The sequence below is a fragment of the Paenibacillus sp. plas6 genome, assembly GCF_057221655.1.
Genome location: NZ_CM170151.1, coordinates 3821687 through 3845885 on the forward strand (window position 1 = coordinate 3821687; position 24199 = coordinate 3845885).

23 protein-coding genes are annotated in these 24199 nt (G+C 38.5%); 16 read left to right on the top strand and 7 right to left on the bottom strand.

Going from position 1 to position 24199, the window contains the following annotated elements:
- Window positions 1-94: 94 nt before the first annotated feature.
- The 3 genes from AC2TDL_RS16805 to AC2TDL_RS16815 form a co-directional block, all read right to left on the bottom strand.
- Window positions 95-322, bottom strand: coding sequence for a hypothetical protein (locus tag AC2TDL_RS16805; protein ID WP_484697212.1), 228 nt, complete (start codon window positions 320-322; stop codon window positions 95-97).
- 110 nt (window positions 323-432) lie between these two features.
- Window positions 433-1149 (bottom strand): DUF4956 domain-containing protein, encoded by a 717-nt coding sequence (locus AC2TDL_RS16810; protein ID WP_484697213.1) that lies wholly within the window; start codon window positions 1147-1149, stop codon window positions 433-435.
- Window positions 1149-1862, bottom strand: coding sequence for a polyphosphate polymerase domain-containing protein (locus AC2TDL_RS16815; RefSeq protein WP_484697214.1), 714 nt, complete (start codon window positions 1860-1862; stop codon window positions 1149-1151). The genes AC2TDL_RS16810 and AC2TDL_RS16815 overlap by 1 nt, the downstream gene beginning before the upstream one ends.
- Window positions 1863-2021: 159 nt before the next feature.
- On the opposite strand from AC2TDL_RS16815, the gene AC2TDL_RS16820 reads away from it, so the two are divergent.
- A complete protein-coding gene (locus AC2TDL_RS16820) occupies window positions 2022-3227 on the top strand; it encodes a purple acid phosphatase family protein (protein ID WP_484697215.1) in 1206 nt (401 codons plus the stop codon).
- A gap of 62 nt (window positions 3228-3289) precedes the next feature.
- Here AC2TDL_RS16820 and AC2TDL_RS16825 read toward each other — a convergent pair whose 3' ends face one another.
- The gene (locus AC2TDL_RS16825) at window positions 3290-4768 is read right to left on the bottom strand and encodes a sensor histidine kinase (RefSeq protein ID WP_484697216.1); all 1479 of its coding nucleotides are present in this window, start codon (window positions 4766-4768) and stop codon (window positions 3290-3292) included.
- Complete coding sequence (locus AC2TDL_RS16830; protein ID WP_484697217.1) at window positions 4765-5451, bottom strand: response regulator transcription factor; 687 nt, start codon at window positions 5449-5451, stop codon at window positions 4765-4767. The genes AC2TDL_RS16825 and AC2TDL_RS16830 overlap by 4 nt, the downstream gene beginning before the upstream one ends.
- 120 nt (window positions 5452-5571) lie before the next feature.
- Here AC2TDL_RS16830 and AC2TDL_RS16835 point away from each other — a divergent pair, with 120 nt between their 5' ends.
- From AC2TDL_RS16835 to nfsA, 6 genes are all read left to right on the top strand, one after another.
- A complete protein-coding gene (locus AC2TDL_RS16835; RefSeq protein ID WP_484697218.1) occupies window positions 5572-6858 on the top strand; it encodes a DUF445 domain-containing protein in 1287 nt (428 codons plus the stop codon).
- The gene (locus tag AC2TDL_RS16840; protein ID WP_484697219.1) at window positions 6855-8168 is read left to right on the top strand and encodes a DUF445 domain-containing protein; all 1314 of its coding nucleotides are present in this window, start codon (window positions 6855-6857) and stop codon (window positions 8166-8168) included. The genes AC2TDL_RS16835 and AC2TDL_RS16840 overlap by 4 nt, the downstream gene beginning before the upstream one ends.
- 120 nt (window positions 8169-8288) lie before the next feature.
- Window positions 8289-8636, top strand: coding sequence for a hypothetical protein (locus AC2TDL_RS16845; protein ID WP_484697220.1), 348 nt, complete (start codon window positions 8289-8291; stop codon window positions 8634-8636).
- Window positions 8637-8801: 165 nt separating this feature from the next.
- A complete protein-coding gene (locus AC2TDL_RS16850) occupies window positions 8802-9347 on the top strand; it encodes a hypothetical protein (protein WP_484697221.1) in 546 nt (181 codons plus the stop codon).
- 156 nt (window positions 9348-9503) lie between these two features.
- Window positions 9504-9800: a phage holin family protein gene (locus tag AC2TDL_RS16855; RefSeq protein WP_484697222.1), complete on the top strand. Its 297-nt coding sequence runs from the start codon at window positions 9504-9506 to the stop codon at window positions 9798-9800.
- 78 nt (window positions 9801-9878) lie between these two features.
- Window positions 9879-10622, top strand: a complete 744-nt coding sequence (nfsA, locus tag AC2TDL_RS16860) for an oxygen-insensitive NADPH nitroreductase (RefSeq protein WP_484697223.1) — start codon at window positions 9879-9881, stop codon at window positions 10620-10622.
- 42 nt (window positions 10623-10664) lie between these two features.
- On the opposite strand, the gene AC2TDL_RS16865 is transcribed toward nfsA, so the two are convergent.
- Window positions 10665-11882, bottom strand: coding sequence for an MFS transporter (locus AC2TDL_RS16865; RefSeq protein WP_484697224.1), 1218 nt, complete (start codon window positions 11880-11882; stop codon window positions 10665-10667).
- 644 nt (window positions 11883-12526) lie between these two features.
- On the opposite strand from AC2TDL_RS16865, the gene AC2TDL_RS16870 reads away from it, so the two are divergent.
- The 8 genes from AC2TDL_RS16870 (at window position 12527) to spoVAE (ending at window position 21759) form a co-directional block, all read left to right on the top strand.
- Window positions 12527-14281, top strand: a complete 1755-nt coding sequence (locus tag AC2TDL_RS16870; protein WP_484697225.1) for a cache domain-containing sensor histidine kinase — start codon at window positions 12527-12529, stop codon at window positions 14279-14281.
- Complete coding sequence (locus AC2TDL_RS16875; RefSeq protein WP_484697226.1) at window positions 14274-15854, top strand: response regulator transcription factor; 1581 nt, start codon at window positions 14274-14276, stop codon at window positions 15852-15854. The genes AC2TDL_RS16870 and AC2TDL_RS16875 overlap by 8 nt, the downstream gene beginning before the upstream one ends.
- A gap of 202 nt (window positions 15855-16056) precedes the next feature.
- Window positions 16057-16998, top strand: coding sequence for an ABC transporter permease (locus AC2TDL_RS16880; protein ID WP_484697227.1), 942 nt, complete (start codon window positions 16057-16059; stop codon window positions 16996-16998).
- Between the two features lie 11 nt (window positions 16999-17009).
- Window positions 17010-17915 carry a carbohydrate ABC transporter permease gene (locus AC2TDL_RS16885; protein WP_484697228.1) on the top strand — a complete coding sequence of 302 codons (906 nt, stop codon included), beginning with the start codon at window positions 17010-17012 and terminating at the stop codon, window positions 17913-17915.
- Between the two features lie 123 nt (window positions 17916-18038).
- Entirely contained in the window at window positions 18039-19730 is a 1692-nt protein-coding gene (locus AC2TDL_RS16890; RefSeq protein ID WP_484697229.1) for an ABC transporter substrate-binding protein, read from the top strand.
- Between the two features lie 167 nt (window positions 19731-19897).
- On the top strand, window positions 19898-20386 hold the full coding sequence (spoVAC, locus tag AC2TDL_RS16895; RefSeq protein WP_484697230.1) for a stage V sporulation protein AC: 489 nt from the start codon (window positions 19898-19900) through the stop codon (window positions 20384-20386).
- A 1-nt stretch (window position 20387) separates the two neighbouring features.
- Entirely contained in the window at window positions 20388-21404 is a 1017-nt protein-coding gene (spoVAD, locus tag AC2TDL_RS16900; RefSeq protein ID WP_484697231.1) for a stage V sporulation protein AD, read from the top strand.
- Between the two features lie 4 nt (window positions 21405-21408).
- On the top strand, window positions 21409-21759 hold the full coding sequence (gene spoVAE / locus AC2TDL_RS16905) for a stage V sporulation protein AE (protein WP_484697232.1): 351 nt from the start codon (window positions 21409-21411) through the stop codon (window positions 21757-21759).
- 115 nt (window positions 21760-21874) lie between these two features.
- On the opposite strand, the gene AC2TDL_RS16910 is transcribed toward spoVAE, so the two are convergent.
- Window positions 21875-22996 (bottom strand): hypothetical protein, encoded by a 1122-nt coding sequence (locus AC2TDL_RS16910; protein WP_484697233.1) that lies wholly within the window; start codon window positions 22994-22996, stop codon window positions 21875-21877.
- Between the two features lie 245 nt (window positions 22997-23241).
- Here AC2TDL_RS16910 and AC2TDL_RS16915 point away from each other — a divergent pair, with 245 nt between their 5' ends.
- Window positions 23242-24198, top strand: coding sequence for an AAA family ATPase (locus tag AC2TDL_RS16915; RefSeq protein ID WP_484697234.1), 957 nt, complete (start codon window positions 23242-23244; stop codon window positions 24196-24198).
- Window position 24199: the final 1 nt, after the last annotated feature.

The following is a 24199-nucleotide window of genomic DNA, read 5'->3' on the forward strand; positions in this document are numbered from 1 at the left end:
TGCCACAACTATTGTCGTATAGACGCGTCTTACATAATACAAGTATTTGCAGCAGCTATTCATTAGTTTAACTAAAGAAACTTAGTAGAAAATACTATATAGCCTTTCTTCTCCAAATTTGAATAATTACGCAGCCTAAAGCGAGCAAAACAATCCTAATTAATGTCAATTTCAAGTGTTTTTGCTGCTCTTCAATCGTTAAGGATGCAGGATTGACTTCATTATTAACATCTGCATCTTCAGTGTTCGTTGGCATCACACCATCCGAAGGCATTTGTGCTTGAACGATCTGAACAGTTTGATTAGTCGTATGCGAAAGCAACTGGACTTGTCCAACATTGCCTGTTTGAGCAGCCGCTTATGAAAATAATGAAAAGGAGTAAGTATAAAGCATAAAACTTATTATGCTGCTTCATCATAGCTCCTCCAATCTTAGGATACATAGTCACCGTTGTAGCTAATTAGTACAGCACTTTGTACTCCTGCGATGGCTGAGATACCGTTTACGAAAGCACCAGTTTTTTCTTTTAAGCGAACTTCATAAGTAACCTCTAAATTACCTGGTGTAACATTTTTTTGCTTAACATTGAATTTTTTAACACCTTTTGTTACGTATTGCTCAACTTGTTGTTCTGCTTGATCATTGCTGCAATTCACTACTAATAAATATGGAGTTTCTGGAGAACTTCCTTTAATAAAGAAGAATAGAATGAGACCTACAATTAACGAGCCGATAATGGCAAGTGTATAGAAGCCAGCACCTGTAACAATACCTGCAACTGCTGCCCAGAACAAGAAGATTAGATCTGTTGGATCTTTAATCGGTGTTCTAAAGCGAACGATCGATAATGCACCAACCATACCTAGTGATAAGACAAGATTTGAATTGATTGCGATAATTACCATAGCTGTAATCATTGTCATACCGATTAAGGCAACATTAAAGCTTTTAGAGTACAATACACCGCTAAAAATACGACGGTATAAGAAATAAATAAATAGACCAATAACAAAGGAAATGCACAATGTAACTAAAATTTCGCTAATCGCAATGTCAGTACCAAAATTATCAAGCACTGAATTTTTAATAATATCACTAAAATTAGTAGATGATTCTGTTGCTGAAGTAACCGTATTTGTTGTTTCCATTAATAGTCCTCCCAATGATTTGATTTATTATATTTGCGACAAATAACATATTTGGATGCTGATGTTCGAAAAATCCCTTCTAGCTGTAATGCTTGCTGAATGGGTGCAGGCAAATATTGATCATACTTAATTTCCATAATAATTTTGTCATCATCTAGCGCTGGAATTGGCTTTAAATCTGGATCGAAAATATTGAGCTGATTTAAGCCAGTATGCAGTTCCTTGTCGAATGTGATACGTACGTTGCCAAAGCGACAAACGTAAGGCTCACGTACATAATCAACAATAACGACTGGCCGTAATAAGCGATGCTTCATCTGATTATAGATCTCCAGCAGCAGCGGCTTATTTCCTTGCTTTAATACCTCGTAGTTTCCGCTCATCAATTGCTCATACATTTCTCTTGTAATTGGCTCTTTTAGCTTAGCAATGTAATCGCGAAACTTTACTTTCTTTTCAAAGTGAATCACTTTGTCAGATTTGTTATAGATGCGAATTCGGTATTTAGCACGTTCGGTTACTCCGCCTAATTTTTCATGCAAGGCGGTATTTGCTACATCGTCGAAGTATAAGCTGCGAATATGATATTCGCCAGATTCACTTGCATGCTGATCGAGAGCGAGAATACCTTTTAGCTTCTGAGCAATGACAAAACGTTGATGAGGGCTAATATAGTATTTGAATTCGTTGCGGTATTGCAGTGATAGATTCATTGGACACCTCATTTCTTGTTCATGTTGTAACGTTATGGCTTTATTGTAGAAGGAATAGCTTATAGTAATCTGAAGTCAAACTGAAAGTAAGCTGAATGATTGTTTAGCTGAAAGTATGTTAAACTTTTGTAAAGCTACAATATAGAGGAGTGAGCATCAATGAAAAATCAAACATTTTATATTATCGGGCTCATTGTTTTATTATTAGCACTACTGGCTTTTGTTGAGTGGGGAAAGTTTAAGTCGGAAGAAAGTGTATACGGTATGAAGCTTTCATTTGATAATGATCTGCAGCGCAGCTTTACTTGGTTATCGGCAAGTTCATATGAAAACAGCATATTGCAAATTAAACCAGAGGAAGCAAGCTGGCAAGGTGGAGAAGTAAAGGAAATCCCAGCGATGCAGAGCTACCTCCAAAACAAGGATGGAGTTCTCTTTACATATCGGGCACAAATTGACGGACTAGCGTGGGGGCAAAACTATACTTACCGCGTTGTTGCAAATAACAAAGTTATTTCAGATGAATATACATTTTCTGTAGCACAGCAGAATCAAAACACATTTCAGTTTATCCACGTTACGGATACGCAGGGGACAAGCGCAGAGCATTTTAAGCAATGGGGCAATACGTTGCAGCAAGCGCTAAAGTTAGCTCCAGAGGCGCAATTTATTGTACATGGCGGAGATATTACCGATGATCCGAGCAAGCTGCAACAATGGCAGTGGTTCTATGAAAATGCGGATGTATTTTCAAAACTTCCTTTGCTTATAACATTTGGTAATCATGAGATAGTGGATAATAAACCAGATTACTATCAAGCACATGTCACTTTCCCGAGCAATGGCACACAAGGCTTGCCAGCGTATACGAGTTACTATGCGTTATATCAAAATACGCTCTTTATTAGTTTAAATACAGAAGCAGATATATCTGCGCAGTCAATGTGGCTGCGTAACGTATTGGAGCAGCATGCCGAGCAAGTGACATGGATTATTGCTTCAATGCATCGCGGCTTATATGGTGCCAGTAAGTTTAAAGATGCAAAGGAATGGGGAGAGCTATTTGATCAATTTAACGTCGATCTCGTATTGCAGGGGCACAATCATTCATATTCTCGCAGCTATCCATTAATGGATGGCGAAGCTGTGAAAGATAAAGAACAAGGAACGGTTTATATTACAATGAATGCAGCGGGAAGTAAGCTGAATGAGGAAAAGAAAGAGAAATCTTATCAAGCAGTAGCTTTCCAAAACGGGAAGTCAATGTTTGGAATTGTTAATGTTGAACCAACGAGACTAACCTATACTGCTTATGATGTGGATGGAAAATTGCTAGACCAAGTGATATTAAGCAAGAATGATTAAAAGTGGTGTGTTCAGAGAAGCACTAGACTGTTTCTGAACACACCACTTTATTTTTGAAATCGTTAATTGCTTCGAAGGAGCGGGAAGCATATGATAAAGATCGTTCCATTTCCTAACGAGCTTTGTACAGAAATTTGTCCTTGATGCTGCTCAATGATCATTTTGCTAATCGCAAGACCTAACCCAGCACCACCTACTGTTCTTGAACGGGCTTTATCAATTCTAAAAAAACGCTGGAATATTTTATGCTGATGTTCTTCGGAAATGCCGATTCCATTGTCTGCAACAGAAAGGAAGAGCTGCTCACCTTTATGCTCTAAAGAAATAATAATGCTGCCTTTTTCAGGATCAGTATGTTGAACGGCATTACTAACCAAATTCAAAATTACTTGCTGAATTTGATGAGCGTTACCAAGGATTTGCAGTTTAGCGTGATCCTGTTCAGTAACATTAAACGAAATTTTTCGCTTTCCAGCCATTAGCTCAAGCTGGAATAGCATTTCTTGAATTAATGGAACAAGCTCAATCGGCTGCAGCTCTTTGACATTAGCTTCTTGATTATCTAGCTTGGCTAGCTGAAGTAAGCTTTCTACTAAACTTTTCATTCTCGTCGATTCCTGCTCCATCGCTTTTAATGACATTTCAAGTTGTTTTGGATGGTTCATTGCACCTCGTTGCAACACCTCGATAAATCCGTGAATGGATGTAATTGGCGTACGCAGTTCATGCGAGGCATCAGCAATAAATTGTCTCATTCGTTCATTGCTTCTTCGTTCAGATTCAAACGCTTTATCTAATCTTCTAAGCATATTATTATAAGCTTCTGCAAGCTGGTTTAGCTCTTCTATCTGCATTGGCGGTAACTGCTCTGTTAGATTTTCCACATTAGTGCGTTTAACGGCATCAATCATGCGATGAAGCGGCTTTAGCGCCTTGCGTAAGCTGAGCAGCATAAGGAAAAAGCCTGCTAACAAAGCAAAAAGTGCGATACCGCTATATATTGCAAGCTGTGTGTAAAGTTGACGCTCTAACGGACGTAAGTCAACATTTACTTGCAGCATTGTATCATTTTTACTAACTTTACCGGATTCACGGAATAACACCATATACGTATTACCGTTTGCGTCATCATATAAGTAGTAGCGAGCTTGAGGTTTATGACGCTTTTGCTTAAAGATCGCTTCATAGTCTTGCTTACTAATTAATGGCAAGGCATCAACGCTATGATCAGTTAGCATCGTTTGCTCTCCATTTTTTGATACAAGGTTAACGATCATATCAGTCTGAAAAATAATCGGGCGATTTGGAGATTTGCCATCCGGAGGATTGCGTTTTTCATCCAGCTCATTCAAATTTGAAAGAAAAAACGGATCAGGCGGCCAAGCACGAATTTGGGCAAGCACGGCTTCAGCCTTATTATTATATAGGAAGTCTTTCATAAAGGTGTACTGCAGTACACCTACTAGCATAAGCAAAAAGGCAATAATAAACAGCGTAATTGAGGTTAATTGACCACGTAAAGTTGCTTTCCATCGTTTCATTCTAAATCCAACCTGTATCCAGCACCGCGCAACGTTCGGATGAGACGATGCTCTTTATCTCCTAATTTTTCACGTAAAGAGCGGACATAAACTTCAACAATATTTTGTTCTCCGCCAAAATCATAGCCCCATACTTTATCTAGTATAGCTGCTTTACTTAAAACCGAGCCGTTATGAACGAGCAGTAGCTTTAATAGTTCATATTCAGTTGGCGATAGCTCCAATACATGATCATGCAGCTTTATTTCTTTACGTCGGTCATTTAATGTAAAATCACCGTATTTAACAGAGCTAAGCAGCATAGGAAATTGATTGCGAATTCGTGCATGAATTCGTGCAAGCAGTTCTGAGAAGCTAAATGGCTTAACTAAATAATCATCAGCTCCAAGTCTTAGTCCCTGTACGCGATCTGAGACATCATCCTTCGCACTTAGAATAATGATCGCCATTTCATCTCCGCTAGCTTTAAGCTGTTGACAAGTTTCAAATCCATCTATGCCCGGCATCATTATATCAAGAATAACAATATGCGGTTTAAATGTACTAGCGACTTCGATTGCTTCAATACCATTACTAGCAGTCGCAATTGTAGCCCCTTCATTGCTTAAACCAAGCTCTAAAAATTGTAAAATATTTTCTTCATCATCGACTAATAATATTTTTACTTCATCTAATTGACTCATTCAAATAGTCCTTCTTTCTCATAGTACCCTGCTGTACTTTTTTTAATTGCATTCCGAGGGATGCTTTAGTAAAAAAAGGATAGTATAATATCAATATTATTACATTATAGGAGTACTTACATGAAATTAAGCTTAAAACAGCGTGTAAATGGATTAATTATTACAGCGGTCATCGGTATGTTTATTTGCTTTCCATTTCAAGATTATTTTATAGGCGGATTGCTGCTTGCTGCATGCACTGCTGCGACTATCGGAGGTTTGGCGGATTCATTTGCCGTAAGTGCCTTATTTGGTCAGCCGCTGCGTATACCATGGCCTACTTGGATGGGAACGAATATTATCGCTCGTAATCGTCAAAGGCTAATTGACGAGTTAGTTGATATGGTTGAGCACGAACTATTATCTAAAGAAATGATTGCAAAACAGCTTGGGCAATACAATGCGATTCAAACGTTAGCAAATTATATTACGAGCACAAATGGGCGACAAGCGATTAGAGAGCTGAGCGCAAATTTAATTGTCGATCTGCTTAAGCTTGCCAACCCTGCAGTATTAAGTCTATCACTTAAACGGTTATTTGCAGAAGGCTTACGTAATACGGAGCCAGTTACATTGATAGCAAAGCTATTGCGTTGGTTAATCAGTGATGGGCGAGATGAAGTCGTAGTTCGAGTATTAAGTAAGCAACTAAAGCAATTTATCGAACAACCTGCAGTTAAGCAATTTATTTATGAATTTATTGCTACAGCTCTTCGTTCCTATGAGCAGAATAAAAAAAGCAGACAATTTGTTAATAGTATAGCTGGTCTTAATGCAGACGAGCTATCTGTTAAGATTATAAGTATTGCAGAGCAAACACTTACTGATTTAGAGCAAGGCAAGCATGAGTGGAACAATAAACTGCGTCAAATGGTGGCGGATCTGCTAGATAGCCTGGAGCAATCGGACGAGAAGGCTAAGCTTTGGAATACGCGTATGCAAACAGCAACTCAAGTTTTATTGCAACGTTTATTTACTGATGAAAAGCTTGCTGAGTGGAAAGAAAGCTTGCTAGCTCAGCTGCAAAAAGCAGAGTTAGAAGGTTCGGAAAGTCAATTAAAGCTTTGGCTAGGTCATAAGTTTGATGAACTTCTGCAGCATTTTGCTAGTCGAACAGAGCTGCTTAACCAACTTAATGATTATATTGTTGCTTCGTTAATCACTTTTGTGGAACGTAATCATAATTATATCGGTACATTAGTTCGTAATAAGCTAGACCAATTTGATACTGAGCAACTGATCGAGCTAGTTCAAGAGAAAGCAGGTAAAGATTTGCAATTTATCCGCTTAAACGGTACGCTAGTTGGCTCTCTTATCGGAATGCTGCTTTATGTGCTACAGGAGTTAATTGGAGGACTGTTATCATGACGATGAGAAAAAAAGCGAATATTAGCCTGCTGTTGCTAGCTATTTTATTTGTCGTTGCGTTAATTGTTAATTGGTCGTTAGATCATCCTTGGTGGGCAAAGGCAATGCTGTTTATTGCTGAGGCAGGGATGGTTGGTGCGCTGGCCGATTGGTTTGCGGTTACAGCTTTGTTTCGTCATCCATTAGGCATGCGCTGGATTCCGCATACCGCAATTGTACCGCGAAATCGCGACAAGCTAATAGATGGGGTAGTGCAACTTGTCGAGCAGCAATTATTAAATAAGCAAATGATTGCTGAGCAACTAAAAAAAATTAACTTTACTTCATTGCTGATTACCCTGTTAGATAAAAAGTGGAATATAAAATTTTCTGAGCAGCTAATACGAAAAATATTACCTTTGTTAATGAAGAATATTAATATTGAAGCAACTGCTAGCGGTATTGAAGATAGCTTAAAGCAGGCGGTACAAAAGCGGAAGCTTGCGCCTACTCTTAGTAACGGATTAGCTTACTTATTAAAAAAGGGTTATGATCAGCAATTGCTTGATTATGCGGTAAATGCGCTGCAAAAGCGAGCACTTTATAGCGATGTAAAGCCCGGCATTAAAAAGTTGCTGGAATCTGAAAAAGATAAAATGTTAGACAGAAGTGGAGGGGGCTGGCTGACAAAGGCACTATTTTCATTTGCTCAGGCAGCAGATGCAGTTAACCTTGATGATGCAGCTGATGTTATTTATCGTGATCTATTGTTGTTACTAGCACAGCTTAAAGATCATGACCATGAGCTAAGAGTGCTTTTGCAGCGCCAGCTATACAATCTTGTCGATGTGCTTGAGTCGGATGAGGCGAGCGAAAGACTTGAGCAATGGAAGAAGCAACTGCTGGAGCAACTATCCCTTTCTCCATTGATTCAACAGTTGCTTACTGCGCTTTTCGCTCAGCTAAACCCAGTTAAGAGAGAAATTAGCCACTATGAAACGACTCTATTGCAAAAATGGGTGGCACGATTAATTCACCAATATTGGCTCTGGTTTAAATCTGATGAGCGTTCACAGCAATTGGTAGAACATGCCTTGCAAGATTTTCTTTCTCATCTCATTGAACAGGAGCATGCTGTAATTGGGAAAGTGGTGCGCAGCACGTTAGATACTTTCTCTGAGGATAGACTTGTTCAGTTTATCGAAAGTAAGGTTGAAGTAGATTTACAGCGGATTCGTGTTAATGGTGCATTAATTGGTGCAGTAGTTGGCGCGATATTGTATGGATTACTTTATGGGGTGTATGAACCAATCGTGAAAAATTGGTTCTAAGCTTATTATTTTCATGAATTATAAGAAAAGAAGGAAGAATAAGGAATGTTGTGAGCAGTTTATTCATATGATTGTCCTAAAGCCGTTTGTTTCCAGCATGCTATAGTAAGGAGTGATCTAATGAATAAGCTAATTGCTCGCTATTATCAGCTTAAGCAAAAGAATAAGCAGATTGAACAAGAGCTTGCCGAACTAAAGGAGCAAATTGTTGAGCATATGAATCAAGAACAAGCGACTGAGCAAACCTTTGGCAACTATAGAGTGAAAATGATCGTATCGGAACGAAAGGAATATCATGAAAACTTACTCTATAATGCTTTGCCTGATCCTCAACTTTGGCGAATGCTCTCTAAGCCCGACCAAGGAAAGATTACTAGCTTATTAAAAGTCGGTGCGTTAAAAGAAGAACATTTAAAGGATACGTATACTGTGAAGCAGCAAGTAGCGCTTATTGTTGATAAGAGATAAAGTGAATGAAGGAAGATGTTTAAACAAATAACAGTTTAAACATCTTCTTTATTTTTAAGCAAATATTGTAAAAATAGAACATATGTTCTATAATAACATTATGCAGTATGTGCCTTTTCTTGCATAAGGTATTTACCACAAATCAAATTGTATGGAGGAATCGAAATGGTTGAGATTGTAAAGGTATATCGTCAGTCGGTCCCTGCAACTAAATTTATCGGCAAAAAATATGGAGATGAAGACCGTGTTAACGGAAGCTTTGGTGCTTGCTGGGAGAAGTGGCTAGGAGAAGGATGGGAAGATATAATTGATGAAGCAGTTGGGGGAAAAGAGGCAGCTAAAGCGTTCTTTGAAGACGGGGAAGCTTGTATCGGATATATGCGCTGTAAGGAAGGAGAACCGTTTCGTTATTATATTGGAAGATTTGTTCCTCCCGAGACAAAAACACCAGATGGTTTAGAGGAAATTCAATTGCCTGCCGCAGAGTTAGGCGTAAGCTGGGTTAAAGGCAAGGAACCGGATATTTATGGTAAAGAAGAAAAATGCGTTGAGGAGCTTGCTAAACAAGGACTAAAAATAAAGTTGGATGAACAAGGGGCGGTTTGGGCATTTGAACGATATTGTTGCCCAAGATTTTTTGAGCAAGACGAAGAGGGGAATGTCATTCTTGATATTTGCTACTATGTTCATCCGGAAGAGAACCTAGCTTAGGGGCCAAATAGAATACCCTCGTATTATGAGCATTAGTTTAACAACTTTTCATTCGCTAAAGCATATTAGCTTATTCTAGACTAATCTAATGTACAAGCTTTATGTGATATACATATCGTATAGTATTAGTGCATTAGATTAGTAGGAGGGGGAAATATGATCCTCGAGGATGAGCTATATGCAATGATAAAGCAATATATTGAGCCAGAAATGCTCATCTTAATTCCAGTCCTTATTTTTTTAGGCTGGGTAATGAAGATGACTCCTAAGTTATCGGATTGGCTAATCCCTTATATTAATATGTTAGTAGCCGTTGCAGGAGGCTTAATTATAACTGATTCTGTTTTTGATGGGATTGTCCAAGGAATTCTTACTGCAGCCATATCGACCTTTTCTCATAATTTATATAAACAATGGACCAAACGAAGGGATTGCTCGCCACCTTCCGAATAGGAGGGTGGTTTTTTATTGCTACTTGTGCAAATCATGCTTTAAACTATTGTGTAACATCAAAATAAAGGTGGAATTAAGATGAATGAAGTGATTCAATTACTTATGGAGCATCGTTCAATTCGTAAATATAGTGAGCGAAAAGTAACGGATGAACAGTTGCATCAAATTATAGCAGCGGGGCAGCAAGCTTCAACCTCCAGCAATATGCAAGCTTACAGTGTTATCCGTATTAAGGATGCTAAGCTGCGCGAGCAATTTGCCGAGCTTAGCGGTCAACAAATGCATATTGTAGAAGCGCCAGAGTTTCTTGTTTGGTGTGCAGATTTATCACGTATTAAGTTAGCGACAAATCATCCTGCTAATGGTGAAAGCAATTATTTAGAGCTGACGGAGAACTTTATCGTTAGTACGGTTGATGTTGCACTTGCGGCCCAAAATAGTGCAATAGCTGCTGAATCAATGGGGTTAGGCATTTTGTATGTCGGTGGCATACGCAACGATATTGTGAAAGCAAGCGAATTGCTACAGCTTCCACCATATGTTTATCCGTTGTTTGGGATGTGTATTGGCTATCCAGCAGAAGAGCCAATTTTAAGACCGCGCTTGCCGCTAGCAGCTATACTTCATGAAAATGGATACGATGCAAGAAAACAGAAAGATTTGGTTGCTCAATATGATGAACTTATGCAGGAGTATACATTCAAACGCAGCAATGGTAAGCAGCAGTTTAGCTGGACAGAGGCAATGAAGAAAAGATTAGAGGGAAAACAAAGAGATAACATTTTACCTTTTCTGCAAAGTAAGGGGTTTATACGTAGATAAAGAAGGAGTAGATAGCCTTGAAGGGGCTGTCTACTCCTAGTTTTATTCAGAGTAATTTTGTTTAGGGGCTGTTAAATATTTACGACCTGTCGCTAGTGAAATGATGAAACAGATGAACAAGACGAGTCCCGATACCCAATACGGATAGTCAATGTCTATATCGTAAAGTGCACCTGCAACAATTGGTCCGAGAATATTTCCTAAACTTGTATATGCGGAATTGAGACCAGCTACATAGCCTTGCTGGCTAATCGTCATTTTTGACATTAATGTGCCAAGTGCTGGTCGCAATATATCCATAGATAAAAATACAAGGAACGTAACTGCGAAAATGAGCCAGTACTTATGTACAAATAATGTCAATACAACAAAAATTGCTGCGCTAAGCAAGCAAAGGGCAATTACTTTAAATTCGCCAAAGCGATTGAGAATACGACCGAAGATAGTAGCTTGTACGACTGCTCCAGCAATGGAACCAAATGTAATAATATAAGCAATATCAAGAGTACTGAAGCCAAACTTATCATCCATAAATAAAGTAAAGATTGTTTCATAGTTGGCAAGGCCAAAGCTAACGATAAAAATAATGATTAAACTGAAAAAATAAGGCTCTCTTACTGACAAAGCAAGCTGCTTCCATAGCGGCAAGTTTTGCTTATCATCATGTTCAGCGGGAGCATGGCTTTCTTCCTCTACTTTTTGTGCATGAGGCAACAATAAAAACGTTATTGTTGCTGCCAATAAACCTGCAATGGCTGCACCGTAAAATGGAGCTCGCACACCAAGCTGAGCTAGTATTCCGCCAACTCCAGGCCCGATAATAAAACCTGTTGTTATTGCGGCATTAATAAACCCCATACCTTGTCCTCGTTCCTGAGCAGTTGTCACATCAGCCGCATAAGCTAGAACAGCAGGCATAATAAGCGCTGCTCCACCCCCTCCTAAAATACGTGCTGCAAATAAAATAAAAGTAGAATTTGCAGCACCGAACATCCATTCAGAAACGGCAAAAACAAGCATGCCGATAATAATAATTGGCTTGCGACCAACCCGATCTGACAATCGACCGGCAATTGGTGAGAACAATAACTGTGATAAAGAAAACACTGCAACCATAAGGCCAATTGTACTGCCGTCAATATTTAACAGCTCCATAAACTTTGGCAGAATTGGAATGACTAAGCCAATCCCCATGAAGACGATAAAAATGTTAATCATCAAAAGCAGAACTGCTCCGCGATTACGTATTAATAAATTCATGATGACCTCCAAGAAGTATAACTTACTACGATTGATTTAGCTTATGCAATTTTTACTGATTTTTATTGATTTTGTAGGAGGAGGAAAAAGGAAATTTCGGTAAGCTAAGAACCATTTAAAGATAAGCATATTATTATATATTAACATGAAAGTGAGCTGAAGTAAAACGCTTACCATGCAGCTTCACATATGCAAACAGGGCTTAAATGTGAAGGTAAACACATATATTTAGTGGTAACACATAGAGAGGGGAAAATGCTATATGAGCAGAAGAACGACACGGATTATCTCTCTTATTATGTACGCGCTGCTATGTGTGGCAGCAGTTATCTCTTATTGTACTCATCAAAGCTAGTTCATTGGATAATATGCAGGTGCAGAATATAATTTTTGGATTAACAGAAAAATGGGTTTGAAGGAAAAAGGCGTCTCATCAATTTGATTGATCGAGATGTCTTTTTTTATAAAAAACGAATTTTTATATGAAAAGATCTTCAATAAAGATAGTGTTCAGCAATGTTACTCATACGATACTTTAATGGTATGATACGGATAAACAAGCAGACTTATTTTAAAAAAAGAGGGTAGGCAACATGTTATTGAAACCGCTTCAAAAGCTGTTCCAGCTGCTAGATAATATCCGTTTGAAAAAGAAGCTGTTTATTTCCTATATTGTCGTAGCATTTGTACCAATTGTTATCGTTGGACTGTATTTAACAGAGCAGTTCCGTAATCATGTCTTAGATCAAGCAACTGAGCAATCGTATAACAATGTGGAAAGGATAAAGCTTCAGCTTGAGGAAGTGCTTCAACGACCGATTGATATTTCAGGCATGCTTATGAGCGACGCAGATTTATCAAGAATTTCAAATACGCATTTTGAAAATACTTATGAGGTGGTTGAAGCTTATCAAAATTATCGCAGCTTTAGAGAATATATTAAGCTGTATAGTGAAATATTTAATATTCGCTTTTATATGGATAATCCAACCTTACTAAATAACTGGGAGTTTATTCAGATTACTAAGGATATTACTGATTCTCCATGGTATGAATACAGCAATCAAAGCGGACTAATTTATTGGGGTTATATTGCTGATGAAACGAAAAAAAATAATAAGTATTTAACACTCGTTCGCAAGGTCGAGTTTCCTCTTTATCGCACTAAAGGCTTATTAGTAATGAACATTAATCCAGATTCCTTGCAAAATATTGTTCGTCAGGAAACCTTTGATACCTATATTTTTGACAGTGAGGACATTATTATCGCTGCAAAAGACCAAACGCTTGTCGGCAAAAAGCTCACAGAGCTTGATTTTGCCGAAGGACGCAATGGCTGGGAAGTAGGACAATATGAAATGAATATCGACAATGAGCCTTCTCGAATTATTGTAGAAGAGCTGCGTCCACAGTATAGTCAGAATAGCATAAAAATAATGTCTATATTTACAATTGAAAGCATTGTTGAAGGGGCAAATCGCATTTCTAGGCAGGGAGCAATGATTATTGCCATTAGCTTGCTGCTGTCGATGATTTTAATTTACGCAACCTCTTCACTTTTATCAAAAAGAATTTTATCGCTTGTTAAAAATATTCATAAGCTTGGCACTGGTAATTTAAATGTAACTTCAAATATTTCAGGTAACGATGAGGTAGGTTTGCTAGCGCGCCAATTTAACAATATGGTTAGCAGCATTCGCGAGTTAATGGAGCGTGTGCGAGTTACAGAGCATCAGCGCAATCAATTGCAACTGCGTCAAGGAGAAATAAAGTTGAAAATGATGGCTAGTCAAATTAACCCTCATTTTTTGTTTAATGCACTGGAGTCAATCCGTATGCATGCTCATTTAAAAGGGGATAAAGAGCTAGCCAATATTGTTCGAATGCTAGGTAAGCTGATTCGCAAAAATTTGGAAGTTGGTTCAGGTTATATTAAGCTATCAGATGAAATTGAAGTAATCACTTATTATCTAGCAATACAGCAATTTCGATTTGGACAGGAACGATTAACTTATGAAATGAACATTGATGAGGAAGCGTTATCAATTAAGCTGCCGCCATTGCTTATTCAGCCAATCGTGGAAAATGCAGTTGTACATGGTCTGGATCAGGTGATGGAGGAAGGAAAAATCGTTTTGCAAATTCGATATGAACATAACGAACTAGTTGTCTCTATTTCAGACAATGGATCAGGGATGAATGAGGATCGCCTAAGACAAGTAATCGAAATGATTAACCAACAGGACGAGGTAGAAGGAGCAAGAATTGGCTTGCGAAATGTCCATCAACGATTAATTTCATTGTATGGTCAAAGCGCAGCATTATCGATTCATTCTAAGCCAGGTGAGGGCACAACCGTTTCCTTTGTATTGAAGCTGGGAGGTGTAATTGATGTTTAAAGTTATGATTGTTGATGACGAACCCATGATTAGACAAGGACTACAATCATTAATTGACTGGGAAAGCTATCAATTTGAAGTATGTACAAGTGCTAGCAACGGTATAGAGGCTCTAGAGAAATTTAACGAGTATAAGCCAGATCTTATACTGCTTGATATTCGGATGCCAATGATGGATGGACTGCAAACGATTCATGAACTTCGCGCCTCTGGAGCGGATTGTAGAATATTAATTTTAAGCGGCTATGGTGAATTTGAATATGCGCAGAAGGCGATTAAATATCGAATTGATGGTTATGTGTTAAAGCCAATTGATGAAGAAGAATTAACGGAATATGTTGAAAAAATTAAAAAGGATTTGCTTAAACGTAAACGCGAGCAGGAATTAAACTCCCAATCAGTGCAATTATTAAAGGATGAATGGTTAAAAGGGCTGGTTAATCAGCAATTAGTAGAAGCCGAACTTAGCTCTGAGCATTGGAAAATACTGTTTCAAAGCGAACCAAAGCAAATTCGCTTAATTTTAATCGATACGTATAGCCGTGAGCACTCATTAACGATAACTCATCAGATTAAGCAACAACTTTCAAAACTGGCTAAACAGCAATGCCTAGGAGAAGTGTTTTTATGTGAAGCTTATATTATGATATTGCTGCAAGGAATTGAAATGAGCAGCTATAAGCGAGAACGACTTACCAGTATGATCGAGCATTCATGTGGCGCTCAGGTTTATTTTGTCGCTCTGATGAGTGATGAATGCAACGAGCCTGTAAGCTTGTATAAGCAAATTGCAGCAATAAAACAGTGGCTGCAGCAAAGATTCTTTTTAGATGAAAACAAACTCTACGAATTGCAGCAATTGGAGGACTTTCAGAAGAAGCAACCATCACTGGATGAAGCTTCCTTGGCATACCCAACTGAACAAGCTGCCCAGCGTCTGTTATACAGTATTGATGTCGGAAATAAAGAGCTTCTTGCAAATATAATTGAAGAGATCGACATGGAGTTAAAAGAGCTAGGGATGTCCGAGCAACAAGTTAAAAACAGTTGGGCTCAATTAGTGACCTTTGTTATTAATCGACTTAGCTCGCTTTATCCAAAACAGCAGTTCGAGCAGGAACTAAAGCTTGTAACTCAGCTTTATTTAGCTTTTCATAATCATCTTATGTTAAATCAGTTGCAGGAGAAGCTATACGCTGTTATTGATCGGCTTAAAATAAGCGACAACAGCAATACGATGGTCATTAAGCAGATGATAGATTTTATTGAGCGTCATTATATGGAACCGTTGCGGCTTGAAACATTGTCGGAAATCTTTAATTATAACAGCGGCTATTTGGGCAAATTATTTAAAAATTATACGGGAGAAAGCTTTAATACCTATCTTGATCGAGTACGAATTGAGCATGCTATTATTGGATTGCAAGAAGGGAAAAAGGTGCATCAAGTAGCAGAAATGGTAGGTTATGCGAATGTGGATTATTTTCATAGCAAGTTTAAAAAATATAAAGGAGTTTCTCCTTCGGCATTCAAGCCAAACGCTAGTCAAAAAGTGTATCAAAAATTGACATAACTGAGCTGTACATTAATTGGAGCTATGTTGTGCTAAGCTGCAAGGTTAGCATAACATAGCTCTATTTTTATTTGACAATGTGATAAAGTTATATGATTTTATCTCAAATTTTATAGGTATTAGAGCGCTTACATTTATTTTAGAATAACATTATCAATTGCTAAGTGAAATGTTGAAAGCAGCATGATCAGGGGGAATTACGATGAAGGTTCAATCAGTTGGAGCATCCAGAAAAACTAACTTTTTTCGCAAAATGTTTCAGCAGAAATATTTATACTTAATGTCTTTGCCGTTTGTCGTATGGATTATTATTTTCAGCTATGTACCGATTTGGGGATGGTTGATGGCTTTTCAAAACTATCGGCCACGGAATGGGATTTTCGATCAAGAATGGGTAGGCTTGAAGCATTTTATCGAGTTATTTTCTGATGAGCGCTTTTATCTTGTATTACGCAATACACTAGCTATGAGCGTGATGGGATTAATTGTTGGCTTTACAGTACCGATCATTTTTGCTTTATTGCTAAATGAGCTGCGTAACCAAATCTTTAAACGGACAATTCAAACCATTGCTTATTTACCTCATTTTGTTTCATGGGTTGTAGTATCGGGGATTGTTACTAAAATGCTGTCTACAGACGGCGGAGCTGTGAATGAACTGCTGCTAAGTCTTCATCTTATTGAACAGCCAATTCAATTTATGGCAAAAGGGGAATGGTTTTGGTTCATCGTAACGGTATCGGATGCATGGAAGGAAACAGGATGGAATACGATCATTTTCCTTGCGGCGATGGCAGGAATTGATCCTGAATTATACGAGGCAGCAACCGTTGATGGAGCTGGACGATTTAGAAGAATGTGGCATATTACGCTGCCGGGAATTCGTACAACATTTATGGTACTGTTTATTTTATCCATCGGTCATTTAATCAGTATTGGCTTCGAAAAGCAATTTTTACTTAGTAACCCGCTCGTTAACGATTATGCAGAGGTTTTAGATTTATACGCCTTAAATTACGGCATAAACTTGAGCAGATATTCTTACGGTACAGCCATCGGGATTTTTAACTCAGTTGTGAGCATTATTCTCGTATTCCTTGCCAACTCCATCTATAAAAAGATTACGAAGGAATCTGTCATCTAGGAGGATTAACGATGAGCACGCAAAAGGGCTTGCTAAAGCAGCGATCATTTGCAGATTATGTCTTTGATTATGTTAATATTATCATCATGATATTGGTTGGCATAGTTACGCTATATCCGTTTCTTAACGTATTAGCGATTTCATTTAACAATTCAATTGATACTGTACGCGGTGGAATTACGATTTTTCCACGAGAATTTACACTAGAAAACTATAAAACGATATTTGCATACGAAACGTTATTAACTGGCTTGCGCAATACAGTGCTAAGAACAGTGTTAGGAACCGCAATCGGGGTATTAACTTCTTCTATGCTTGCTTACACACTCAGTCGTGTAGACTTTCAGGCTAGAAAGTGGATGTCGCCACTATTTGCAATGACGATGTACTTCTCTGGCGGATTAATTCCTGGATATATGTTAATTAGACATCTAGGCTTAATCGGGACATTTGAGGTATATTTATTACCTGCATTATTAAGTGTTTGGAATGTGTTTATTATTCGCTCTTATATAGATGGCTTGCCGCTTGCTTTGCAAGAATCAGCAAAGCTTGATGGCGCTAATGACTGGATTATTTTTTGGAAAGTTATCTTTCCGCTATGCACGCCTGTACTTGCTACGATTGCATTGTTTGTTGCAGTTGGTCATTGGAATTCTTGGTTCGATACCTATTTATATAACAATCAAAAACCGCAGCTTACAACATTGCAATACGAGCTAATGAAGGTGCTGCAATCAACCTCTGCAAATACAAACTATCGCGATCCGAATGCACAGCAATTAATCGCTTCGGTTTCACCAGAGTCGATTCGCATGGCGATTACGATTGTAGTCACTGTACCGATTTTGTTTGTATATCCATTCCTGCAAAAATATTTTGTAAAAGGGATGACATTGGGCGCTGTAAAAAGCTAACTTTAACTTAGATAAGCTTGTATTAACTAAAGCATAAAGCTCTTTGCTGATGGTAGGTAGTCCTGAAAGGTCGATTAACGACCGCTCAAGTATATATAGATTAAAAAAAGGGAGGCTCTATTTATGAAATCTGTAAAGGTAGGTCTAAGCGTATTAGTAGCAATGACTATGTTATTGCTAGCAGCCTGCGGAAATAAAAGTAACAACAATCCAGTAACAAACAATACTAATGCAGAACAAGAATCAACACTTGAGCCGATGACGATTCGGCTAGCATCTGGCGATGTGAATCCACAATGGGATAATATGGAAAGCGACATTGGTAAATTTCTTAAAGAGAAGTTTGCAATTACGATTGAGCAAGAGTTTCCAGTAGGCGGTACTGATGCAGATATGTTTGCGTTAATGGTAGCAAGTGACGAATACCCTGATCTTGTTATGCCAAAAGGAAATGTAAATAAATTAGTAGATGCAGGCGCTCTGCTCGATCTTCGACCATTGCTTGAAGAGCATGCACCTAATATTTTGAAGGTATATGGAGAATACATCAATCGTCTTGTGTACAGTGAAGAGGATCCTTCAATCTATACATTACCGTTAGCTGGTGTAGGTCAAACTTACTTTGATGCAGGCGGTGGCTTTCAAATTCAGCATCAAGTGCTTGAAGCTTTAGGCTATCCAGAAATTCGCACAGTAGAAGATTATGAAAATGCAATTAAAACCTATTTAGAGCAAAATCCAACTACTGAGGATGGTCAGCCGCGTATCGGTCTATCACTTAATGGCGGTGAATGGCAAATTCTTATTACAGTAACCAATCCTGCATTTTATGCGACTGGTGCACCTGACGATGGTGAGTTTTATGTCAATCAAGAGACGTATGAAGTTATGATGCATTATCAACGTCCTGAGGAACGAGAATATTTCCGTTGGTTAAATCATATGAACGATATTGGTCTATTAGATAAAGAATCATTTGTTCAAAAGTATGATCAATATAAAGCAAAAATCGCTTCAGGTCGCGTAATTGGTATCATTGATCAAGATTGGGATTATGCTGAAGCGGAAAATGCGCTTAAAGCAGAAGGCAAATTCGGAGCAACATATGCGAACTTCCCTGTCACGCTTAACGAACAATATCAGGATGCTTCGTTTATGGGCACTGGTTATTTAGGCGGTTATGGAATTGGAATTACCGTTGATGCAAAAGATCCGGTTCGCATCATTAAATTCCTTGATTATTTGGCATCTGAAGAAGGACAAATTCTTGTTAACTGGGGTATTGAAGGTAAGCACTATTATATTGACGAAAACGGTAAGCGAACTTTTTATGATGAGGTTCGTGAACGATTAGCTAACGACAATAATAACTTTAAGAAAGAAACTGGTATTGGCAATTACTTTATATCTGCACGTTACGGGGACGGTGTGCTGGATTCAACAGGGAATTACTTTACAACAAACTTCCCTGAGCAAATTATTGCAAACTATTCAGAGGAAGATAAAAAAACATTAGCGGCATATGGAAAAACGGTATATAAAGATTTCTGGCCTGCAGATGATGCATTCCCAGAGCGTAAATATGGTGCTGGTTGGACGATTAATTTTGACACTGCATCAGAAGCGAACGTAATTTTCCAAAAATCACAAGATCTTATGAAGAAATATATTCCGCAAGCGATTCTTGCTAAACCAGAGGAATTCGATAAAATTTACGATGAATTCCTAGCTGAGCTGGACAAAATTAATGTGCAAAAGATGAATGATGAATACTCTAAACTGATAAAAGAGCGAGTTAAACTTTGGAGTGAATAAATTAGTAACTATTACAAGGAGCCTGTAATTGGGCTCCTTGTTTTTTTACAGGCAGCTGCTTCATACAGCGGACTTTAATGAGGGTAGCAAGACTAATCCGATACATAGAAATATTTCATGCTGTAAACAATAATATCGTTCAGCATCATGATAAGGAGGATGAAAGCATGAGCAACAATGGTAAGTCAAAAAAATATAAAAAACCTAATTTAAGTGCACAGGAATATCAAAGCTTAGCGAAAACAAAAGAACCGCCAAGAAGTGTATTGAAAAATTGTATTGTAGCATTTTTAGTGGGCGGGGCTATTTGCTGCTTTGGGCAAGGAGTAACCGAATTTTATATGCATTTTTTTAATATGAGTTCCGAAGAAGCAGGGGATCCAACGGTTGCAACCTTAATATTAATATCAGTAATTTTAACCTCATTTGGTGTGTATGATAAATTCGCTCAATTTGCTGGTGCGGGTTCGGCAGTACCAGTAACAGGCTTTGCTAACTCAGTTAGTTCAGCAGCGCTTGAGCATCGCAGTGAAGGCTTAGTGCTTGGTGTAGGCGCTAATATGTTTAAAGTAGCAGGTCCGGTCATTGTGTTTGGTACTGTTGCAGCTTTCTTTGTCGGGATTGCCTATATGGTGCTCGGAATAGGGGGACATTAATATGTTAACAGGGCAACAAACCTGGAAATTTGATCGTCAACCACATATTATTAGCACGGCAACAATAGTTGGACCTGATGAGGCGGAAGGTCCGCTGAAGGATAGCTTCGATAAATGCTACGATGCTTTAGAAATTGAAGAAAAAACATGGGAAAAGGCAGAACGAAAATTATTGTTTGAAGCGGCTACATTAGCCATGTCAAAAAAGAATTTAACAGCCAATGACTTGCAAATATACGTCGGTGGAGATTTGCTTAACCAAATTATTACAAATAACTTTGTTGCACGAGATTTGAAAATTCCATACTTAGGCGTATTTGGAGCATGCTCTACGTCGATGGAGGCACTAGCGATTGTAGCTCAGCTCGTAAGCACAGGAGCAGTAAAAAAGGGGATGGCAGCAGCCAGCAGTCATAACTGTACGGTTGAAAAGCAGTATCGTTATCCTACGGAATATGGTGCGCAAAAACCACCAACTGCTCAATATACTGTAACTGGTGCAGGAGCGGCTATATTATCACTTGAGGGCGAAGGACCTGCTGTTGAGGCTGCAACAATTGGAAAAGTCATCGATCTTGGCATTACTGACCCATTTAATATGGGAGCAGCGATGGCACCTGCAGCAGCAGATACTATTATTGCCCATTTCAACGATATGAATCGTGCTCCGAAAGATTATGATTTAATTGTTACTGGTGACCTTGCGACTGTTGGACATCAAATTGTAACTGATCTGCTGAAAAAAGAGCAAGTTCCAATCCATACTACGCAGTTTAATGATTGCGGTTTAATGATATATAACGTTCAAGAACAACTTGTACAGGCTGGCGGTAGTGGGGCAGCATGCTCTGCCGTTGTTACGTACGGTCATCTTATTGATGAGCTTAATAAAGGACATTTGCGCCGAGTATTAGTTGTAGCTACCGGTGCATTGCTATCGCCAATTTCCTATCAGCAAGGAGACAGTATTCCATGTATTGCCCATGCGGTTGCTTTAAAAGGAAAGGGGGTTGATTAAGTTGATGATCTATATATGGGCTTATATTGTCGGCGGGCTTATTTGTGTTATCGGACAGCTATTATTTGATGTAGCAAAACTAACTCCAGGTCATACGATGTCAATCCTTGTTGTTGCAGGAGCAATTGTTGACGGCTTTGGCTGGTATGAACCGCTTGTAGAATTTGCTGGTGCAGGAGCTACGGTTCCAATTACTAGCTTCGGTAATGCTCTTGTTCATGGAGCATTAACGGAATACTTTGAAACAGGCTGGATCGGCGTCATATCAGGGATATTTAAGCTGACAAGTGCAGGGATATCTGCAGCAATTATATTCTCCTTTCTCGCAGCGTTATTTGCTAGACCGAAGGGATAAACATCCGTTTTTCGGGCTTCTCTGCGCTTAGGATTAGTACGACAACTAGAGCATGATAAAAAAAGGGGTTCTACTGGTTTATTCAAGATTAAACAAGGTAGAGCCCCTATTTAAGTTAGTTAAGCTGATTTAATTGTTTTTGCAGGCTTAATACACTATTAATAAGCAATTGTTCAGATTGCTTAAGCGACTGTTCATTTAATGCAGCTTTGGTTATATTGGCAAGCTTGTTTTCTAGCTCAGCAGCTTGAGCTAGTGCAGCAGTACTGGCATTCATCTGAGTGCGATATTGAGATGCAATTCCCCTCAGCTCTGTTTTAAATCGTTCATCTGTATCTGGATTAATTGCAATAGCATACATATCAATTACTTCATCAGTTTCCTCGGTCGGCTCATATTCATGCGGTGCAGTGCTATCGAAAATAGCAAAGCCAAGTTCTCGACAAATAATCATATCAAGACTATTCGGATCAAGACCACATTGATATACCTCTAGTTCATATCCTAATTCTTGCCCACGCGCCAGTAGCTTTCTTAGCAATGTTGATTTTCCAGAACCAGGTCTGCCTTTAATTAAATAACGCTTTAATCCTTTGGTTAATTCTGGTACAAAATCAACTGCGCCTTGTGGGGTTGCTGCGCCTAAAAAGCGATAAATAGGCTGTGGCGCTAGTTGAGATGACTGTAATTCAGCCTTAGCTTTTGCTTCAGTTAGCAGTTTTTCCGCTAGCTCACTAGCAAATGCATTTGCCTTTGCAAAATCAATTTGCTCGATATAAATTTTTTCCCACTCATCATGAATTTCTAGTGCTTTTGCATAACCAAGATAGGCTTCTTGATGCTTCTCTATAATAGCAGTGGTAAGGTTATCAATTTCTGTTTGATGAGAAGTTATTACTTTAGTGTCGTAATAATCATACATATTGAGTATCGTAACGAAACCAGTATGCTGCTCATATGGAACACGATGATTTGGTGTTGAGCTAAAAAATGCGATTCGTAATGTCGGAATTATCATCCCTTGCAACTGACTGGGTGCAGATGGATGATAGATGAGCTCAAGTTCTTTAATTTGTGTAGATATTTCCTCGTACAAGCGCTGCAATACATTGCCGTTATCTGTTAAAAATGGTCCATCGATAACGATTAATGAATTAACGCGACTTAACGATTGTTGAATTAAACTCATATGTCCTTTGGCGGTGTTTCCAGTTAGAAAATATGATATATGTGTCAAGTAAGCACACGCACCTTTCTCACAAATTTCTTGGGGAATAGTACATAGTATTTTGGGGTTATAAAATGTGTGCTTTTCCTTTTAAAGACGCTATTGTTTTTTAGTTGGAAAAAATAACAAATAAAATTGTAATTACCTACAATAAATGTTAAAGTTAAGCCTTTCACTATTTATATTTAATTAGATGTTTTATAATTTAAGTAACAACTAGAGTATACGTGCACAATACTTTAGGAGGAAATCATATGAATAATCGTTCAATTGCGATGCAGAAATGTAATCAAATATTACAGCAGCTAAGCTCAGCTATTTTAGGTAAAGAAAACGAAATTGAGCGGTTACTAATAGCAGTGCTGGCTGGAGGACATGTATTGCTGGAAGATGTGCCAGGTACGGGAAAAACACAGCTTGTCAAATCTTTAGCAACAGTTCTTGGAGGACAGTTTCGGAGAATTCAATGCAACCCTGATTTACTTCCTACGGATATTACAGGTGTATCTATTTATCATCCTGCAGAGCAAAGATTTGTATTTCGAAGCGGTCCTGTTCATACCAATGTTTTGTTAGCCGATGAAATTAATCGAGCAACAACGAAAACACAATCGGCATTACTTGAAGCAATGGAAGAAGGGTATGTGACGGTTGACGGGGAGGGATATAAGCTCCCAGAGCCGTTTATTTTACTTGCAACACAAAATCCGATAGAGTTTGAAGGAACTTATTCTTTACCGGAGGCTCAGCTTGATCGCTTTATGCTCAAGCTTTCACTTGGTTATCCTTCTTTAAAGGACGAGCTAGCAATGATTCAACACATTGAACGAATTCATCCTGCAGAGCATCTTCAGCCAGTTATTGAAGTTCACGAATTGCTTGACATTCGAGCATATGTTGATGCAGTGCATCTCGACGATTCCGTTGCTGGTTATTTATTAGCCTTAATTGGAGCTACAAGATCGCATGTTTATTTACGATTAGGTGCCAGCCCTCGTTCATCGATTTCATTAGCTAAAGCAGCACGTGCTAGAGCATTTCTTCATCAGCGTGACTATGTAATTCCAGATGACGTGAAGTCATTATTCCCGCATATTATCGGTCATCGTGTTTTGCCGAGTATGGAGGCAAGAATGCAAGGAGTTACAACAGAGCAAGTATTGCAGCAAATATTGGAAGTGACTCAGACCCCACTATCCGTTTTGCGATAGG

What these genes read in the sequence shown, in the direction of transcription:
- AC2TDL_RS16810 (WP_484697213.1), bottom strand. Translation starts at nt 1,149, where the DNA reads ATGGAAACAACAAATACGGTTACTTCAGCAACAGAATCATCTACTAAT.
- AC2TDL_RS16815 (WP_484697214.1), bottom strand. Translation starts at nt 1,862, where the DNA reads ATGAATCTATCACTGCAATACCGCAACGAATTCAAATACTATATTAGC.
- AC2TDL_RS16820 (WP_484697215.1), top strand. Translation starts at nt 2,022, where the DNA reads ATGAAAAATCAAACATTTTATATTATCGGGCTCATTGTTTTATTATTA.
- AC2TDL_RS16825 (WP_484697216.1), bottom strand. Translation starts at nt 4,768, where the DNA reads ATGAAACGATGGAAAGCAACTTTACGTGGTCAATTAACCTCAATTACG.
- AC2TDL_RS16830 (WP_484697217.1), bottom strand. Translation starts at nt 5,451, where the DNA reads ATGAGTCAATTAGATGAAGTAAAAATATTATTAGTCGATGATGAAGAA.
- AC2TDL_RS16835 (WP_484697218.1), top strand. Translation starts at nt 5,572, where the DNA reads ATGAAATTAAGCTTAAAACAGCGTGTAAATGGATTAATTATTACAGCG.
- AC2TDL_RS16840 (WP_484697219.1), top strand. Translation starts at nt 6,855, where the DNA reads ATGACGATGAGAAAAAAAGCGAATATTAGCCTGCTGTTGCTAGCTATT.
- AC2TDL_RS16845 (WP_484697220.1), top strand. Translation starts at nt 8,289, where the DNA reads ATGAATAAGCTAATTGCTCGCTATTATCAGCTTAAGCAAAAGAATAAG.
- AC2TDL_RS16850 (WP_484697221.1), top strand. Translation starts at nt 8,802, where the DNA reads ATGGTTGAGATTGTAAAGGTATATCGTCAGTCGGTCCCTGCAACTAAA.
- AC2TDL_RS16855 (WP_484697222.1), top strand. Translation starts at nt 9,504, where the DNA reads ATGATCCTCGAGGATGAGCTATATGCAATGATAAAGCAATATATTGAG.
- nfsA (WP_484697223.1), top strand. Translation starts at nt 9,879, where the DNA reads ATGAATGAAGTGATTCAATTACTTATGGAGCATCGTTCAATTCGTAAA.
- AC2TDL_RS16865 (WP_484697224.1), bottom strand. Translation starts at nt 11,882, where the DNA reads ATGAATTTATTAATACGTAATCGCGGAGCAGTTCTGCTTTTGATGATT.
- AC2TDL_RS16875 (WP_484697226.1), top strand. Translation starts at nt 14,274, where the DNA reads ATGTTTAAAGTTATGATTGTTGATGACGAACCCATGATTAGACAAGGA.
- AC2TDL_RS16880 (WP_484697227.1), top strand. Translation starts at nt 16,057, where the DNA reads ATGAAGGTTCAATCAGTTGGAGCATCCAGAAAAACTAACTTTTTTCGC.
- AC2TDL_RS16885 (WP_484697228.1), top strand. Translation starts at nt 17,010, where the DNA reads ATGAGCACGCAAAAGGGCTTGCTAAAGCAGCGATCATTTGCAGATTAT.
- AC2TDL_RS16890 (WP_484697229.1), top strand. Translation starts at nt 18,039, where the DNA reads ATGAAATCTGTAAAGGTAGGTCTAAGCGTATTAGTAGCAATGACTATG.
- spoVAC (WP_484697230.1), top strand. Translation starts at nt 19,898, where the DNA reads ATGAGCAACAATGGTAAGTCAAAAAAATATAAAAAACCTAATTTAAGT.
- spoVAD (WP_484697231.1), top strand. Translation starts at nt 20,388, where the DNA reads ATGTTAACAGGGCAACAAACCTGGAAATTTGATCGTCAACCACATATT.
- spoVAE (WP_484697232.1), top strand. Translation starts at nt 21,409, where the DNA reads ATGATCTATATATGGGCTTATATTGTCGGCGGGCTTATTTGTGTTATC.
- AC2TDL_RS16915 (WP_484697234.1), top strand. Translation starts at nt 23,242, where the DNA reads ATGAATAATCGTTCAATTGCGATGCAGAAATGTAATCAAATATTACAG.